General features: G+C 52.8%; 14 protein-coding genes. 4 read left to right on the top strand and 10 right to left on the bottom strand.

Annotated features, from left to right (window positions below; translation table 11 throughout):
• Positions 1 to 41: 41 nt before the first annotated feature.
• The 6 genes from nuoF to lrhA all read right to left on the bottom strand — a co-directional run bounded on the left by nuoF (position 42) and on the right by lrhA (position 6,467).
• Positions 42 to 1,379: an NADH-quinone oxidoreductase subunit NuoF gene (gene nuoF, locus O3S68_RS01435; RefSeq protein ID WP_269230641.1), complete on the bottom strand. Its 1,338-nt coding sequence runs from the start codon at positions 1,377 to 1,379 to the stop codon at positions 42 to 44.
• Positions 1,376 to 1,876, bottom strand: a complete 501-nt coding sequence (nuoE, locus tag O3S68_RS01430) for an NADH-quinone oxidoreductase subunit NuoE (RefSeq protein ID WP_017458597.1) — start codon at positions 1,874 to 1,876, stop codon at positions 1,376 to 1,378. Before nuoE ends, nuoF begins: the two co-directional genes overlap by 4 nt.
• A 2-nt stretch (positions 1,877 to 1,878) precedes the next feature.
• On the bottom strand, positions 1,879 to 3,681 hold the full coding sequence (nuoC, locus tag O3S68_RS01425) for an NADH-quinone oxidoreductase subunit C/D (protein ID WP_269230640.1): 1,803 nt from the start codon (positions 3,679 to 3,681) through the stop codon (positions 1,879 to 1,881).
• 89 nt (positions 3,682 to 3,770) lie between these two features.
• Entirely contained in the window at positions 3,771 to 4,445 is a 675-nt protein-coding gene (gene nuoB, locus O3S68_RS01420) for an NADH-quinone oxidoreductase subunit NuoB (protein WP_007371088.1), read from the bottom strand.
• Between the two features lie 15 nt (positions 4,446 to 4,460).
• Entirely contained in the window at positions 4,461 to 4,904 is a 444-nt protein-coding gene (nuoA, locus tag O3S68_RS01415; RefSeq protein WP_017458599.1) for an NADH-quinone oxidoreductase subunit NuoA, read from the bottom strand.
• Positions 4,905 to 5,528: 624 nt separating this feature from the next.
• Positions 5,529 to 6,467: a transcriptional regulator LrhA gene (lrhA, locus tag O3S68_RS01410; protein WP_045512998.1), complete on the bottom strand. Its 939-nt coding sequence runs from the start codon at positions 6,465 to 6,467 to the stop codon at positions 5,529 to 5,531.
• A gap of 947 nt (positions 6,468 to 7,414) precedes the next feature.
• Between lrhA and O3S68_RS01405 the strand changes: the two genes are divergently transcribed.
• Entirely contained in the window at positions 7,415 to 8,629 is a 1,215-nt protein-coding gene (locus O3S68_RS01405) for a pyridoxal phosphate-dependent aminotransferase (RefSeq protein ID WP_020454530.1), read from the top strand.
• Between the two features lie 79 nt (positions 8,630 to 8,708).
• The gene (gene yfbR, locus O3S68_RS01400) at positions 8,709 to 9,308 is read left to right on the top strand and encodes a 5'-deoxynucleotidase (protein WP_020454531.1); all 600 of its coding nucleotides are present in this window, start codon (positions 8,709 to 8,711) and stop codon (positions 9,306 to 9,308) included.
• Between the two features lie 31 nt (positions 9,309 to 9,339).
• Here yfbR and O3S68_RS01395 read toward each other — a convergent pair whose 3' ends face one another.
• The 4 genes from O3S68_RS01395 to yfbV form a co-directional block, all read right to left on the bottom strand.
• Positions 9,340 to 11,172, bottom strand: coding sequence for an SLC13 family permease (locus O3S68_RS01395; RefSeq protein ID WP_020454532.1), 1,833 nt, complete (start codon positions 11,170 to 11,172; stop codon positions 9,340 to 9,342).
• A 75-nt stretch (positions 11,173 to 11,247) separates the two neighbouring features.
• Positions 11,248 to 11,907, bottom strand: a complete 660-nt coding sequence (locus O3S68_RS01390; protein ID WP_160269354.1) for a sugar phosphatase — start codon at positions 11,905 to 11,907, stop codon at positions 11,248 to 11,250.
• A 10-nt stretch (positions 11,908 to 11,917) separates the two neighbouring features.
• Positions 11,918 to 12,412 carry a YfbU family protein gene (locus tag O3S68_RS01385; RefSeq protein WP_020454534.1) on the bottom strand — a complete coding sequence of 165 codons (495 nt, stop codon included), beginning with the start codon at positions 12,410 to 12,412 and terminating at the stop codon, positions 11,918 to 11,920.
• 172 nt (positions 12,413 to 12,584) lie between these two features.
• Entirely contained in the window at positions 12,585 to 13,040 is a 456-nt protein-coding gene (yfbV, locus tag O3S68_RS01380) for a terminus macrodomain insulation protein YfbV (protein ID WP_044489434.1), read from the bottom strand.
• Positions 13,041 to 13,376: 336 nt separating this feature from the next.
• Here yfbV and ackA point away from each other — a divergent pair, with 336 nt between their 5' ends.
• Together ackA and pta are read left to right on the top strand one after the other, a co-directional pair.
• Complete coding sequence (ackA, locus tag O3S68_RS01375) at positions 13,377 to 14,579, top strand: acetate kinase (RefSeq protein WP_020454536.1); 1,203 nt, start codon at positions 13,377 to 13,379, stop codon at positions 14,577 to 14,579.
• A gap of 78 nt (positions 14,580 to 14,657) precedes the next feature.
• On the top strand, positions 14,658 to 16,796 hold the full coding sequence (pta, locus tag O3S68_RS01370; protein ID WP_017458608.1) for a phosphate acetyltransferase: 2,139 nt from the start codon (positions 14,658 to 14,660) through the stop codon (positions 16,794 to 16,796).
• Positions 16,797 to 16,813 lie beyond the last annotated feature (17 nt).

Below are 16,813 nucleotides of genomic sequence, written 5' to 3'. Positions count from 1 at the left end.
CTGTTCGCGTTCCCCTCATCTGCCTGATGAGGGGAGAACCATTACCAGCGCGCTTTCAGCAAGTTTGGCTGGATACCGCCAATTGCATGGGTATTGCTGAATTGCTGTTTAATGCCCGCTTCGAACTCTTCGCGGAAATATTTAATCGCGCTCTGTAACGGTTCAACCGCACCTGGCGCATGCGCGCAGAAGGTTTTACCCGGCCCGAGTTGTCGACACAGTTGCTCAAGTGTCTCGATATCTCCAGGCTGGCCTTCGCCGCGCTCCAGCGCACGCAGGATTTTCACGCTCCACGGCAGACCATCGCGGCACGGCGTACACCAGCCGCAGGACTCACGAGCGAAGAACTCTTCCAGGTTGCGTACCAGCGACACCATGCCAATTTCATGGTCAACGGCCATCGCCAGCGCCGTACCGAGACGGCTGCCCGCTTTACCGATGCTTTCAAACTCCATCGGCAAGTCGAGGTGCGCTTCGGTCAGGAAGTCAGTACCTGCCCCGCCCGGCTGCCAGGCTTTAAATTTCAGGCCATCGCGCATACCGCCCGCGTAATCCTCAAGGATTTCACGCGCGGTGGTGCCAAACGGCAGCTCCCACAGACCCGGATTTTTCACGCGGCCAGAAAAACCCATCAGCTTGGTGCCCGCATCTTTGCTGGTCGAAATGTTCTGATACCACTCAACGCCGTTCGCCAGAATCGCCGGGACGTTGCACAGGGTTTCGACGTTGTTAACACATGTCGGTTTACCCCACACGCCGGAACTGGCCGGGAACGGTGGTTTGGAGCGTGGGTTAGCGCGGCGGCCTTCCAGCGAGTTAATCAGCGCCGTTTCTTCGCCGCAGATATAACGTCCCGCACCGGTATGCACGAACAGTTCGAAGTCGAAACCGCTGCCAAGAATGTTCTTGCCGAGCAAACCGGCTTCGGTTGCTTCCGCAATCGCGCGGCGCAGATGCACCGCCGCTTGAATATATTCACCGCGCAGGAAGATGTAGCCACGGTAGGCTTTCAGCGCGAATGCCGAAATCAGCATCCCTTCCACCAGCAGGTGCGGCAGTTGCTCCATCAGCAGGCGGTCTTTATAGGTGCCCGGCTCCATTTCATCGGCGTTACACAGCAGGTAACGGATGTTCATGGATTCGTCTTTCGGCATCAGACTCCACTTCAGACCCGTGGAGAAGCCTGCGCCACCGCGACCTTTCAGACCAGAATCTTTAACCGCATTGACAATCTCATCCGGCGCCATGCCGGTCAGCGCTTTGCGCGCACCGGCGTAACCGTTTTTGCTCTGGTACTCTTCGAGCCAGACCGGCTGTTTGTCATCGCGCAGACGCCAGGTCAGCGGATGCGTTTCAGGAGTACGGATAACTGTTTTCATTTATACCGCTCCAGCAAGTCAGGGATCGCGTCCGGCGTCAGATGGCTGTGAGTATCCTCATCAATCATCATGTTCGGGCCTTTATCGCAGTTACCCAGACAGCAGGTCGGCAGCAGCGTAAAGCGACCATCGAACGTTGTCTGGCCCGGTTTGATCTTCAGGTGGCTTTCAATCGCTGATTGAATGCCCTGATAGCCGGTGATGTGGCAAACCACGCTGTCGCAATAGCGAATAACATGGCGGCCAACCGGCTGGCGGAAGATCTGGCTGTAGAAGGTTGCCACGCCTTCGACATCGCTCGCCGGAATACCCAGCACATCAGCGATGGCGTAAATTGCGCCGTCCGGCACCCAACCACGCTGTTTCTGAACAATCTTCAGCGCTTCAATGGACGCCGCACGCGGGTCTTCGTAGTGGTGCTTCTCGTGCTCAATTGCCTCACGCTCTGCCGCACTCAGCTCAAAAGCCTCGGTTTGTGGTTGTTGATTCTCGTGCATAATTAGCGATCCACATCTGACATAACAAAATCGATACTACCCAGATAGACAATCAAGTCTGATACCAGGCTGCCGCGGATGGCCGACGGGATTTGCTGCAGGTGCGCAAAACTCGGGGTACGAACGCGGGTGCGGTAGCTCATGGTGCTGCCGTCGCTGGTCAGGTAGTAACTGTTAATACCCTTGGTTGCTTCAATCATCTGGAAGGATTCGTTGGCCGGCATTACCGGGCCCCACGACACTTGCAGGAAGTGAGTAATCAGGGTTTCGATATGTTGCAGCGTGCGCTCTTTCGGCGGCGGCGTAGTCAGCGGGTGATCCGCTTTGAACGGGCCTTCCGGCATGTTGTTGAGGCACTGCTCAAGAATGCGCAGGCTCTGGCGCAACTCTTCAACTTTCAGCATCACGCGGGTGTAACAGTCGCTCACGCCACCGCCAACCGGGATTTCAAAGTCGAAATTTTCGTAACCGGAGTACGGGCGCGCTTTACGCACGTCAAAATTGATGCCGGTCGCACGCAGGCCAGCACCGGTCGTGCCCCACTCCAGCGCTTCTTTTGCGTTGTAAGCGGCAACGCCCTGTGAGCGGCCTTTCAGAATGGTGTTACGCAGTGCCGCTTTCTCGTAAGAGGCCAGACGTTTTGGCATCCAGTCGAGGAATTCACGCAGCAGACGATCCCAGCCACGCGGCAGATCGTGCGCCACGCCGCCAATACGGAACCAGGCCGGGTGCATACGGAAACCGGTGATCGCTTCCACCAGATCGTAGATTTTCTGACGATCGGTAAAGGCGAAGAACACCGGCGTCATTGCGCCTACGTCCTGGATGAAGGTTGAGATATAGAGCAGGTGGCTGTTGATGCGGAACAGTTCAGACAGCATCACGCGGATCACGTTGACGCGATCCGGCACGGTGATACCGGCCAGTTTTTCTACCGCCAGCACGTAAGGCATTTCGTTTACGCAACCGCCGAGATATTCGATACGGTCGGTGTAAGGAATGTAGCTGTGCCAGGACTGGCGCTCACCCATTTTCTCCGCGCCACGATGGTGGTAACCGATATCCGGCACACAGTCGACGATCTCTTCGCCGTCCAGTTGCAGGATGATACGGAACGCACCGTGCGCAGAGGGGTGGTTCGGACCGAGGTTGAGGAACATAAAGTCCTCGTTTTCGGTGCCGCGTTTCATGCCCCAGTCTTCCGGCTTGAAGGTCAACGCTTCCATTTCCAGATCCTGTTTGGCTTTGGTCAGCTCAAACGGATCGAATTCGGTTGCGCGCGCCGGGTAATCTTTACGCAGCGGGTGACCCGTCCAGGTTTGCGGCATCATGATGCGCGTCAGGTACGGGTGACCATTAAAGGTAACGCCAAACATCTCCCAGGTTTCACGCTCATACCAGTTGGCGTTCGGGAAAAGTTTGGTCATCGTCGGCACATTCAGATCGTTTTCGGCCAGCGCCACTTTCAGCATGATGTCGCGGTTGCGATCGATGGAAATGAAGTGGTAGAAAACGGAAAAATCCGCGGCGGGCAAACCGGCGCGGTGTGTGCGTAGACGTTCATCCATGCCGTGCAAATCGAACAGCATGACGTACGGTTTCGGTAATTTCTTTAAGAAATCGACCACTTCCAGCAACTGCTCACGCTTAACCCAGACTACGGGTACCCCGGTGCGGGTCGCCTGAACGGTAAAGGCATCCGGCCCAAAACGGTTGCGCAATTCGCCAATGACCGGATCATCCAGATGATCCCGGGTCTGCCATGCGGCTTCTTGCGCAGTTAAATCGGTCATATTGTTCACCATTGCAAAGGGTCCGTGGTGACTGTTGGGTATGGCTTCGCGTTATTGGATTATTGAAATGCGAAGTTTCTTCCATTACCCACAGGCGCAAATTAAATCTCGTCCGGCGTACGCAGATTGGTCACGGCGATACGCTCGCCACGCTTACGGTCGCGTTCCGACTGCATATTGGCGCGATAAACGCCCTGATCGCCAACCACCCATGAGAGCGGACGACGCTCCTTGCCAATCGACTCCTGCAGCAGCATCAGCGCCTGCATATAGGCTTCAGGACGCGGCGGGCAACCAGGGATGTAAACATCCACCGGGATAAATTTGTCGACGCCTTGTACGACTGAGTAGATGTCGTACATACCGCCAGAGTTGGCACAGGCGCCCATGGAGATAACCCATTTAGGTTCCAGCATCTGGTCGTAAAGGCGCTGAATGACCGGCGCCATTTTGGTAAAGCATGTGCCCGCTACCACCATCAGGTCTGCCTGACGAGGAGATGCACGCAGCACTTCCGCACCAAAACGCGCAACGTCGTGCACCGCCGTAAAGGATGTCACCATCTCTACGTAACAGCACGACAGGCCAAAGTTATATGGCCAAATTGAGTTTTTACGTCCCCAGTTCACCATATCGTGCAGGGCATTCTCGAGTTTGCCCATGTAAACGCTACGGTTAATTTCTTGTTCCAGGGGGTCGGTTACGATCTCCTGTTTCTGCAGGGGGTAACGGTCGTTCTCACCGTTAGGATCTATGCGGGTGAGCGTATAATCCATCTTATTGCCTCGCGGTTAGCGTTGACTGTCAGTGTAGCTGTTAGTCTCTGGGTTGATTTGCTCACGGCGCGAACGCACGGGCGTCCAATCCAGCGCGCCAATACGCACCAGATAAACCAGACCAGCCAGCAGCACTAATATAAAAATTGCGGCTTCGACAAACCCGACCCAACCACTCTCGCGAATGGAGGTTGACCATGCGTATAAATAGAGCGCTTCCACATCGAAGATGACGAAGAACATGGCCACCAGGTAGAACTTGGCGGATAGACGTAAGCGAGCGGAACCGACGGAGTCGATACCCGATTCGAAAGGAACGTTTTTGTGCCTCGCGCGTGCGCGACCGCCCAAAAACCGACCGCCGATCAGCATCAGGCAACACAGGCCAATGGCGACAATAAGAAAGATAGCGAATGCCCAGTGATGAGCGATGATTTCAGTGGATGTTGACATACGCATTGCTTAACTCAAAAGGTAGCGTTATTACCTCTGCTCTTGCTGGCAGATGACGCCACATCGATTCACGGGGAGGAATAAAAAACCACACATTAACTGTGTAAAAGGCGAAAACAGCTAAACGATGTGGTTTTTACTCCTTTCTATAACCTTTTGTCAACTTTAACAAAGGTTTCCTCACATTAGTTTACATCGGCAGCAATTCATTAACATTTAGTGCCGTTTTCTTGAACGGCTTCAAACATTCACAAGAAATATCCAGGTGTTGAATCGTGTCCGTAGCGAGGTTTTACACTAATTACCCGCTTATTTTGACAGGATTTTGTCCGGATTCCTCCCCCTCAACGGGAGTATTTTCTTGATCTGAGACACGCTTTTGTTAATTCATTCAGTGAAACAGCAACAATCCGCCTTGATTTTTAACATGACCAGCAGGCATGAAAGACTATAGTTGAAAAAAGGAGATCTTGCTGTGAGTGATATTAAATTATTGAAAGAAAGAATAATTTTCAGGAATGGGGTTTCTGTGATTCATCATCTGTGCGCAAAATGAACCGATAACCGCTTTTTTGCCGCCAGCGGTTCATTTTTGCACTTACATTTTGTTACCAGATTTGGCAGGGGATGTTAGCTAAAATCCCCTTCGATAACCAGCGGATCGCCTCCTCCTTCAGGAGTACCGCCGCTGTAATGCCAGGGGTTTTGATAATGTTCCATGGCCTGGAAAATTACCTGTGCCAGCTCATTGCGGCTTTGCGGGTTATAACAGAGCAAATATTCCGTATCCGGCAACAGCGGCAGCCCTTCGGCTCTGCCCAGCACGCGCAAATCAGGGCTCATCATTTCCACCGGCCGCGCGGTTACACCTAATCCGGCTTTTACCGCAGCTTTGACCGCCGACAACGACGAAGCAACATAAGCCATACGCCAGGGAATATCCGCATCATTCAGCGAATTGATGACCATATCGCGAAATGGGCTGGGCTCATCCAACAGAACTAGTGGTATCGCCTCACTTTTCTGTAACACGTACTCAGCCGAGCAGTACCAGTGCGTGGGCGATGTGCGTAACGTCAGGCAATCGAATTGCGCGGAACGGTGAGTCGTCACCACGAGATCAACATCATGCTCTTGTTCGCGTTCGTCAGAAAAGGGGTTGCGTTTCACGCGCACATCAAGAGCTAGCTTCGGATATACCGAGCTAATACGATTAAGCAAAAACGGTAAAATGGTGTCCGCGGACTCATCAGAAGCACCAATAGTTAAGACGCCCTGAAGGTTGCTAAACATTAACGACGTGCATGCTTCGTCATTGAAACGTAAGATCTTTCGCGCATATCCCAGTAACTGAATACCATGTTCAGTTAACAGTTTATTGCGGCCATGACGGGCAAATAATTCTTTTCCCACTAATTGTTCAAGCCGCTGCATTTGCTGACTTACGGCGGATTGTGTGCGACAAACTGCAGCAGCGGCCGCAGCAAAAGTGTTTAGATCGGCGACCGCAACGAAAGTTCTCAGCAGATCGAGGTCGAGATTCAATATCGGACGATTTGCATTTATCATAATTTTTCACTTACGGGTCGTTCGCGCGGAGTGACCCGGGTTTATGCTGTGCTCGTAAGATTAAGTAATTCCATTTAAAAAGTGCATCCAGCAGGTTTATAACCAGGTAAAGCTGGCAGTCGTTCAGGTGTTTATAGTTCGCTGTCTAACGCAAGCTGAACTCGATGGCTTTATTTCGCCTTCTGCCATTCCTTTTAGATATATAAAAGATGCCAAAGCGCGTTATTCCTTTTAAGAAAAACATGTTTGTGCAACGTTCATAGGCTATACATAGCACTGCGCCATATAGAACCAGCCTATATAACTGGTCAGAATTAAAAGCGAGTAATAACAATCAACTACAATTAAGAAATAAACCTTAACTAAAGCAAGGCTTTTGGTATCAGTTCCATTTCTTGCCCCACGAGTTTAACCTAAAACCTTTATATTTATAAGCATTATTACGAATTATCTTAAGCAAACAAATGGCTTCCACCACACCATCTACTTATTAATATTAGTGATAGTCATCGTTCCCATTCTCAATATTAAATAGCTATTAATTAAGTGAAGAACTAACTATTAATAATGCTTAACATTGCGTTCACAGCCAACTCACCTCTTCGCCTGGCCAAATGAGGAGGTAATCTATCGCGCTGGTTTTAAGCAGAAAGCGAATTCTACCGTAGCACAACGGCCTCAAACCGAGACTAAACGAACGCTTTTAGGCGGTAAAAAATCTCACTTAAAAACACAAAATCAGCATTAAAAACCAAAACATAAAACAAACACAGAAAAAATAAAAAACATAAAGCCCAATAAATAGTTAAAAAATCGTTAACCATCAGAGACATTAAGACAAAATCTTCTCCTGCTAACCCTTCAAAACGGACCGAGGGGGGAGTACATTGTTCCGTGCTCACTTCCACGGCAGGCAGTGACTATTCCAGCTAAAAGGTCAAAGGTTCATGTCCTCCATCGAAAAATCCAGCAAATTAGATAACGTCTGTTACGACATCCGTGGCCCGGTTCTGAAAGAAGCAAAACGTCTTGAAGAAGAAGGCAACAAGGTCCTCAAACTCAACATCGGCAACCCAGCCCCTTTCGGCTTCGAGGCACCGGATGAAATTCTGGTTGATGTGATCCGCAACCTGCCCAGCGCGCAAGGTTACTGCGATTCAAAAGGGCTCTATTCCGCGCGCAAAGCCATCATGCAGCACTACCAGGCGCGCGGCATGCGCGAAATCACTGTGGAAGACATCTATATTGGCAACGGTGTTTCCGAGTTGATTGTGCAGTCGATGCAGGCGTTGCTGAACAGCGGTGACGAAATGCTGGTGCCCGCACCGGATTACCCGCTGTGGACCGCTGCAGTCTCACTCTCTGGCGGCAAAGCGGTGCACTATTTATGCGATGAATCGGCAGGCTGGTTCCCCGATCTCGACGATATCCGCGCCAAAATTACGCCGCGTACACGTGGGATTGTCATTATCAACCCGAACAACCCAACCGGCGCGGTCTACTCAAAAGAGCTGCTGCTGGAAATCGTTGAGATCGCGCGTCAGCACAACCTCATCATCTTTGCAGATGAAATCTACGACAAAATTCTTTACGACGAAGCGCAGCATCACTCCATTGCCGCACTCGCGCCGGATCTGTTCACCATCACTTTTAACGGGTTGTCGAAAACCTATCGCGTCGCGGGATTCCGCCAGGGCTGGATGGTGTTGAGCGGGCCTAAAAAGCACGCGAAAGGCTACATTGAAGGGCTGGAGATGCTGGCGTCGATGCGCCTGTGCGCCAACGTTCCGGCTCAACATGCGATCCAAACCGCGCTCGGAGGCTACCAGAGCATTAGTGAATTTATTGTGCCCGGCGGTCGCCTGTATGAACAGCGTAACCGCGCGTGGGAGCTGATCAACGAGATCCCGGGCGTTTCCTGCGTGAAACCAAGCGGCGCGTTGTATATGTTTCCGAAAATCGACGCCAAACGCTTCAATATTCACGACGACCAGAAAATGGTTCTCGACTTCCTGTTGCAGGAAAAAGTGCTGCTGGTACAAGGCTCTGCGTTTAACTGGCCATGGCCGGATCACGTGCGAATTGTGACGTTACCGCGTGAAGACGATCTGGAAATGGCGATTACCCGTTTTGGTCGTTTCCTCTCGGGTTACCATCAGTAAGGATACCGGGGGAGGATTTGCATCTTCCCCCACTCTCTGCGCACAATGGCTCAGGTCGCAGTCACAGACAAGGTAAACCATGAGTCAGAGCCACTTTTTCGCCCACCTTTCCCGCCTTAAACTTATCAATCGCTGGCCACTGATGCGCAATGTGCGCACAGAGAATGTCTCCGAACATAGCCTGCAAGTCGCGATGGTCGCCCACGCGCTGGCGGCCATTAAAAACCGTAAATTCGCAGGCCAGCTCAATGCCGAGCGCATCGCGCTGCTGGCGATGTACCACGATGCATCGGAAGTGCTGACAGGCGATTTGCCAACGCCGGTAAAATATTTCAACTCGCAAATCGCCCAGGAATATAAAGCCATTGAGAAGATCGCCCAGCAGAAGCTGGTCGAGATGGTGCCGGAAGAACTGCGTGATATTTTTGCGCCGCTGATCGATGAGCATCACTACACCGCAGAAGAAAAATCGATCGTGAAACAGGCAGATGCCCTGTGCGCTTATCTGAAATGTCTGGAAGAGCTCTCCGCTGGCAACAACGAATTCTTGCTGGCCAAATCACGGCTGGAAAAAACGCTCGATGCGCGCCGCAGCCCGGAAATGGATTACTTTATGCAGGTGTTTGTACCGAGCTTCCATCTGTCGCTGGATGAGATCAGCCAGGATTCGCCGCTGTAACTGAACATGCCGGGCTAACAGCCCGGCCAGGTCAGAACGGAAACAGCACCGGGATTAATAATGCGCAGACCACCATCACCAGTAACGTGAACGGCACGCCAATTTTTACGAAATCACTGAACTGATAGTTACCCGGCCCTAAAACCAGCGTATTCACCGGTGAGGAAACAGGCGTCATAAACGCCGCCGAGGCCGCCATCGCCACGACCATGGCAAACGGATAAGGTGACACGCCCATCGATTTCGCCGCCGCCAGCGCAATCGGCGCCATCAATACCGCAGTGGCGGTGTTAGAGATAAATAACCCAATCGTGGCGCACATCACGAACAGACATATCAGCATCAGATGTGGGCCGTAGCCGCCGCCCAAATCCATCAACCCTTTCACCACCAAATCCACACCGCCGGTTTTTTGCAGCGCCAGCGCGAACGGCATCATGCCGACAATCAAAATAATGCTCGGCCAGTGGATCGCTTTATACGCACTTTCTGCATCAATACAGCGAAATTTGCCCATCAGCATACAAGCTATGATCGCAGCCACCGGATTGGGAATTTCATCAGTCAGCATCAATGCAATCATCAATACCAGACAAAAAATAGCGTGTGCCGCCTGGCTGTGCGCCGGGGAAGCGGCGCTCTCTTCCACCGGTAAGTTGAGCACCACAAAGTCGCGCCCGTGCGAACCAAGCTGGCTGATAAGTTTCCAGTTGCCGACCACCAGAAAAACATCGCCCAGTTGCAACGTTTCATCCGTCACTGCGCCTTCCAGCGCCTCGCCGTTGCGTTTCAGACCAACAACATTAAGACCGTAGCGGGTGCGAAAACCGATTTCGCGCACGGTTTTACCAATCAGTTCCGAATCGGGGATCAACGACACCTCCGCCATTCCAACATCCAGCGCCTGGTCGGAAAAATACTCACCGCGCAGGATCATCGGCTCAAGCAATTGTTCAGCGCAAAACTGGCGCAAATCGACTTCGGCGGCAGACATATCAATCAGCAGCACATCGCGGGCTCGAAATTCGGACACCCCATTAACGTTAACAATGACACGCCGGAAATGTCGCCAGCGCTCAACACCGATAATGTTGGCACCATAGCGTTCACGCAGTTGTAAATCATCCAGGCGCTGCCCAATCATTGGCGAACCGGGGCGAATCGCCAGGCGGCGCGCCCGCCCGGCAAGACGATACTCCTTAATAAGATCGCGAAAACTACGGCGTTTCCAGCTTTCACGCGCGGTATCGTCACTCTCCCCTTTCAACGTGAAACGCATCAACAGCATATAAATAATGCCAAGCAGCAAGATCACCAGCCCTAAAGGCGTCACGCTAAAAAAGCTGAACCCGCTAAAGCCTTCGCGTAGCAATTCACTGTTAACGACAAGATTTGGCGGCGTCGCTACCAGCGTCATCATGCCGCTAATAAGGCCGGCGAAGCTGAGCGGCATCATCAGCCGTGACGGCGAAATCTGCATGCGCATTGACACACTGAGCACTACCGGGATGAAGATCGCCACCACGCCGGTCGAACTCATAAACGCGCCAAGCCCGGCAACGGTAACCATCAACAGCACCAGCATTTTGATTTCGCTGCTGCCCGCCATGTTGACCAGCCACGTCCCCATATTCGTCGCCACACCGGTGCGCACCAGGCCATCGCCGATGATAAACAGTGCGGCAATTAATACGACGTTCGGGTCGCTAAAACCGGAAAACGCTTCGGAAAGCGTCAGCGTTCCACTGAGAACGAAGGCAACAATGACAAACAGCGCAACAGCATCCATACGCACTTTGCCCGTCGCAAAAAGCACCACCGCGATGCCCAGCAGACACAGTACCCAGATAAGTTCACCGTTCACAACGAATCCTTGTCAGTTGATAGTGGAGAAATAGTGCCATAAAAAACCCCACAAAAGTGGGGTTAAATCATGGAATCAGGCCTTTAGCGTGACATCCACCAGGCCGTCCGGCCGTTTTGCGACATCGAGCGCGTCGAGTGTGGTGAGCCGGAAATCTACTTCATCAAGCCGGGGCGCATCTGCCGGAACATTTACCGCAATCACATGGCAACCTGCGGCAAGGCCGGAAAGGACACCCGCCGGCGCATCTTCCACCACCACGCACTCTTGCGGTACCAGCCCCAGCAGCTGAGCGCCGAGGAGATAAGCATCAGGCTCAGGTTTGCCGCGAGTGACCTGCTCAGCGGTGACGAACACTTTCGGCGTCGGCAACCCGGTCGCACGATGTCGCGCGTGCGCGACAGGCACCGACCCGGAAGTGACGATAGCCCACGGAATCGCTGACTCATCTAAGTGCTGAAGCAGCGCAATCGCGCCAGGCAGCGCGGTAATGCCATCGGTATCTGCCGCTTCAATTTGTTCAAGCCAGGTAAACTCAGCCGCAATCTCTGCTTCAGACTTGCCCGGTAAGAAATGCCGCAGCGAGGTAATCGCCTGTTTGCCATGGATAAAATTCAGTACTTCATCATGCGCGATACCAAATCGATCAGCCCAGTTACACCATGCCCGCTCCACGGCAGGCAGCGAATTCACCAGGGTGCCATCCAGGTCAAACAGAAATCCTTTACACTGCACACTCACCTCCTCAGGCGTTAATAATCTGATTAATTTCGTTACTGCTCAGGTGGTACTGACGCGGGCAGGAGTGCCACACGCTCAGCATGCGCTGATATTTTTCCCACATTGGGGTTTGCGCGTTAAAGCCATGGGTTCCCGCGTCGAAATGGGTATAACGGCCTTCGATGTTGACCATAAAACGCACATAGCCGAGATAACGCGCTTCCGTTGCGGCGTCAAAGCCAAGGAAAGTCACGCGGCGCTCATCAATGGCGCTGGTGTCTTTCAGGTTGGTCCAGGAGACATGCAGTGCGTGGTACATCTCCATGATGTCGATAACCGTGCGACAGGTCTCTTCTTTCAACTCGCCGAATTCACGATCCAACTCACGCATTTGCAGGCCATATCCACGCTCAATAATGGTTTGCAAACGGCGATAGCGCTCCGCATTTGCCGGGTCCATCATGGTCATCATTTTGTACTGGTTGGATAAGATCAGACGTTGGGCATTAGTCATTTCCATCTTTCGACTCCTGTGGCACATCGGCGCATTAAAAAAGATGTCTTGAGTTTACCTGCTGAAAAAGACGGCTTTTTTGATTTGCCGGGGGTTTTGGGTAGAACACGATGAAAAATAAAAAAGAAGACATCGCAAAAATGCCTTCTTTTATAGAGATTACGAAATTTGCTCAAACTCACAAATCATCAAGAAATGTTTTATCGAGCTGCTTAAAAGCACGTTTAAGCGTGTCGGCCAGCGCCTGGTAATCAGGCTTACCCTCTACAGGTGCCAGCGCCTGACCCGCTTCTTGCAGCTTGCCGCGCACTTCATAAAACCAGTGCAGAATCGACGGCGGTAGCGGCGTTACGGAACGCTTACCCAGCCACCAAAGCCCCTGCATTGGCAGGCTCAGCGCAAACAACGCGGTAGCCACCGCCGGGCCAAGCTGGCCACCGAGCGCAATTTGCCAGCAGAGAGTAAACACTGCCACTGGCGGCATAAAGCGCGTGGCATAGCGCATTGCGCGGATCACGCGGTTTTCAACGAACATCGGAGCGAGGCGTTTTTCCATAGGCCAGGTCTTCGCATAGTGCTGACCCCGACGAAACAAACTAAAAAAAGTGACGGGTCGATTCTCTGAAGTGGACATGGTTTACCTCAACTTCACATATAAAAATTAAAAAAATTGTGCAAAACAACAACTGTGAATGACATCGTTAAAATTTTTTGTCAATCCCACCTGGTATCAGGTATCCTGTGGCGGCCTTGACCGGTTCATTAGACGAATATCTTTAAGTCGTCAAATTTAAGCTCATTATGCCACTGCCTGAAATTTGCGCAAAATAGCTTAAAATTTTATGTATTCTTCTCATCATGCCAGAAAGTAAACCCGGCATGATGTTAATCATAATTGTCAGTGTCCACCTGCGCTACGCTGTGCGACTCACTGACCTTTTTTAGCCACGTATCATAAATAGGTACTTCCATGTCGAGTAAGTTAGTACTGGTTCTGAACTGCGGTAGCTCCTCACTGAAATTCGCAATCATCGATGCAGTTAATGGTGACGAGTACCTTTCTGGTTTAGCCGAATGTTTCCACCTTCCTGAAGCGCGCATCAAGTGGAAAATTGATGGCGGTAAACAAGAAGCGGCTTTAGGTGCAGGTGCCGCTCACAGCGAAGCGCTGAACTTTATCGTTAACACTATTCTGGCACAAAAACCAGAACTGTCTGCACAGCTGACCGCAATCGGTCACCGCATCGTGCACGGTGGCGAAAAATACACCAGCTCTGTGGTTATCGACGAATCCGTTATTCAGGGCATCAAAGATGCAGCCTCGTTCGCACCGCTGCACAACCCGGCTCATCTGATCGGTATCGCCGAAGCGCTGAAATCCTTCCCGAACCTGAAAGACAAAAACGTGGCTGTCTTCGACACGGCGTTCCATACCACCATGCCGGAAGAATCCTACCTGTATGCGCTGCCGTACAAACTGTACAAAGAGCACGGCGTTCGTCGCTACGGCGCACACGGCACCAGCCACTTCTATGTGACTCAGGAAGCAGCCAAAGTCCTGAACAAACCGGTTGAAGAACTGAACATCATCACCTGCCACCTGGGCAACGGTGGTTCTGTTTCCGCTATCCGTAACGGCAAATGCGTTGACACGTCCATGGGTCTGACCCCGCTGGAAGGCCTGGTAATGGGTACCCGTTCTGGTGATATCGATCCGGCTATTATTTTCCATCTGCATGACACTCTGGGCATGAGCGTTGAAGCTATCAACAAAATGCTGACCAAAGAGTCCGGTCTGCTGGGTCTGACCGAAGTCACCAGCGACTGCCGTTATGTAGAAGACAACTACAAAGATAAAGAAGACGCGAAACGCGCAATGGACGTTTACTGTCACCGTCTGGCGAAGTACATCGGCTCTTACACTGCGCTGATGGACGGTCGTCTGGACGCGGTTGTCTTCACCGGTGGTATCGGTGAAAACGCCGCCATGGTACGTGAGCTGTCTCTGGGCAAACTGGGCGTTCTCGGCTTTGAAGTTGATCACGAACGTAACCTGGCTGCCCGTTTTGGTAAGTCTGGCTTTATCAACAAAGAAGGCACCCGCCCGGCTGTCGTTATCCCGACAAACGAAGAGCTGGTCATCGCGCAAGACGCGAGCCGTCTGACTGCCTGATTCCACACACCGCCAGCCCACGCTGGCGGTGCTGTTTTGTAACCCGTCTCGCAAGACGGTAACGAAAGAGGATTAACCGTGTCCCGTATTATTATGCTGATCCCTACCGGAACCAGCGTCGGCCTGACCAGCGTCAGCCTTGGCGTTATCCGTGCTATGGAACGCAAAGGCGTTCGTCTGAGCGTCTTTAAACCGATCGCTCAGCCGCGCGCCGGTGGCGATGCGCCAGACCAGACCACCACAATCGTGCGTGCCAACTCTGGCCTGACTGCAGCAGAACCGCTGAAAATGAGCCACGTTGAGTCGCTGCTCTCCAGCAACCAGAAAGACGTGCTGATGGAAGAGATCATCGCCCGCTACCACGAAAGCAGCAAAGACGCTGAAGTGGTGCTGGTTGAAGGTCTGGTTCCGACGCGTAAACATCAGTTCGCGCAATCGCTGAACTTTGAAATCGCGAAAACGCTGAACGCAGAAATCGTGTTTGTCATGTCTCAGGGCACCGACACGCCAGAGCAGTTGAAAGAGCGTATCGAACTGACCCGCAACAGCTTCGGCGGCACGAAAAACACCAACATCACTGGCGTTATCGTTAACAAACTGAACGCACCGGTTGATGAACAAGGCCGTACCCGCCCTGACCTGTCAGAAATTTTTGATGACTCGTCCAAAGCAAAAGTTATCCATATCGATCCGGCGAAACTGCAAGAAGCCAGCCCGCTGCCGGTGCTGGGCGCTGTGCCGTGGAGCTTCGATCTGATTGCTACCCGCGCAATCGACATGGCCCGTCACCTGAATGCGACCATTGTTAACGAAGGCGATATCAAAACCCGCCGTGTGAAATCCGTGACCTTCTGTGCGCGCAGCATTCCGCACATGCTGGAACACTTCCGCCCGGGTTCACTGCTGGTGACCTCCGCAGATCGTCCGGACGTGCTGGTTGCTGCTTGCCTTGCCGCGATGAACGGCGTGGAAATCGGGGCGCTGCTGCTGACTGGCGGTTACGAAATGGACGCCAGCGTGCGCAAACTGTGTGAACGTGCATTCGCCACCGGCCTGCCGGTATTTATGGTGAATACCAACACCTGGCAGACCTCCCTGAGCCTGCAGAGCTTCAACCTGGAAGTTCCGGTTGATGATAACGAGCGTATCGAAAACGTTCAGGAATACGTAGCTGGCTACATCAATGCCCAGTGGATCGATTCTCTGACCGCAACTTCCGAACGCAGCCGTCGTCTCTCTCCGCCGGCATTCCGTTACCAGTTGACTGAGCTGGCGCGCAAAGCGGGCAAACGCGTTGTTCTGCCGGAAGGCGACGAACCGCGTACCGTGAAAGCTGCCGCTATCTGTGCTGAACGTGGTATCGCGACCTGTATCCTGCTGGGTAACCCGGACGAGATCAATCGCGTTGCCGCTGCGCAAGGCGTTGAGCTGGGCACCGGGATTGAAATCGTCGATCCGGACGTGGTACGTGAAAGCTACGTTGCTCGCCTGGTTGAGCTGCGTAAGAGCAAGGGCATGACCGAAGCCGTCGCCCGCGAACAGCTGGAAGACAACGTGGTTCTCGGCACGCTGATGCTGGAACAGGACGAAGTTGACGGTCTGGTTTCCGGTGCTGTGCACACCACCGCGAACACCATCCGTCCGCCGCTGCAGTTGATCAAAACCGCACCGGGCAGCTCACTGGTTTCTTCCGTGTTCTTTATGCTGCTGCCGGAACAGGTTTATGTGTACGGTGACTGCGCCATCAACCCGGATCCGACCGCTGAACAGCTGGCAGAAATCGCGATTCAGTCTGCGGATTCCGCTATCGCGTTCGGTATCGAACCGCGTGTGGCAATGCTCTCCTACTCCACCGGTAACTCCGGCGCAGGTAGCGATGTAGAGAAAGTGCGCGAAGCAACGCGTCTGGCACAGGAAAAACGTCCTGACCTGGTGATCGACGGTCCGTTGCAGTACGACGCTGCCGTTATGGCTGACGTTGCGAAATCCAAAGCGCCGAACTCTCCGGTTGCAGGTCGCGCTACCGTGTTCATCTTCCCGGATTTGAACACCGGTAACACCACCTACAAAGCGGTACAGCGTTCTGCCGACCTGATCTCCATCGGGCCGATGCTGCAGGGTATGCGCAAACCGGTTAACGACCTGTCCCGTGGCGCGCTGGTTGACGATATCGTCTACACCATCGCACTGACCGCGATCCAGGCTTCACAGCAGTAATCTGCTGTAACCGGCAA

The sequence above is a fragment of the Kosakonia sp. SOY2 genome (genome assembly GCF_027109175.1).
In the GTDB taxonomy this organism is placed as follows: Bacteria; Pseudomonadota; Gammaproteobacteria; order Enterobacterales; family Enterobacteriaceae; genus Kosakonia.
This window is presented reverse-complemented; position numbering and strand designations above follow the sequence as displayed.

Excerpts from the sequence above, each read along its gene's own strand:
- nuoF (WP_269230641.1), bottom strand. The coding sequence starts at position 1,379 with ATGAAAACAGTTATCCGTACTCCTGAAACGCATCCGCTGACCTGGCGT.
- nuoE (WP_017458597.1), bottom strand. The coding sequence starts at position 1,876 with ATGCACGAGAATCAACAACCACAAACCGAGGCTTTTGAGCTGAGTGCG.
- nuoC (WP_269230640.1), bottom strand. The coding sequence starts at position 3,681 with ATGGTGAACAATATGACCGATTTAACTGCGCAAGAAGCCGCATGGCAG.
- nuoB (WP_007371088.1), bottom strand. The coding sequence starts at position 4,445 with ATGGATTATACGCTCACCCGCATAGATCCTAACGGTGAGAACGACCGT.
- nuoA (WP_017458599.1), bottom strand. The coding sequence starts at position 4,904 with ATGCGTATGTCAACATCCACTGAAATCATCGCTCATCACTGGGCATTC.
- lrhA (WP_045512998.1), bottom strand. The coding sequence starts at position 6,467 with ATGATAAATGCAAATCGTCCGATATTGAATCTCGACCTCGATCTGCTG.
- O3S68_RS01405 (WP_020454530.1), top strand. The coding sequence starts at position 7,415 with ATGTCCTCCATCGAAAAATCCAGCAAATTAGATAACGTCTGTTACGAC.
- yfbR (WP_020454531.1), top strand. The coding sequence starts at position 8,709 with ATGAGTCAGAGCCACTTTTTCGCCCACCTTTCCCGCCTTAAACTTATC.
- O3S68_RS01385 (WP_020454534.1), bottom strand. The coding sequence starts at position 12,412 with ATGGAAATGACTAATGCCCAACGTCTGATCTTATCCAACCAGTACAAA.
- yfbV (WP_044489434.1), bottom strand. The coding sequence starts at position 13,040 with ATGTCCACTTCAGAGAATCGACCCGTCACTTTTTTTAGTTTGTTTCGT.
- ackA (WP_020454536.1), top strand. The coding sequence starts at position 13,377 with ATGTCGAGTAAGTTAGTACTGGTTCTGAACTGCGGTAGCTCCTCACTG.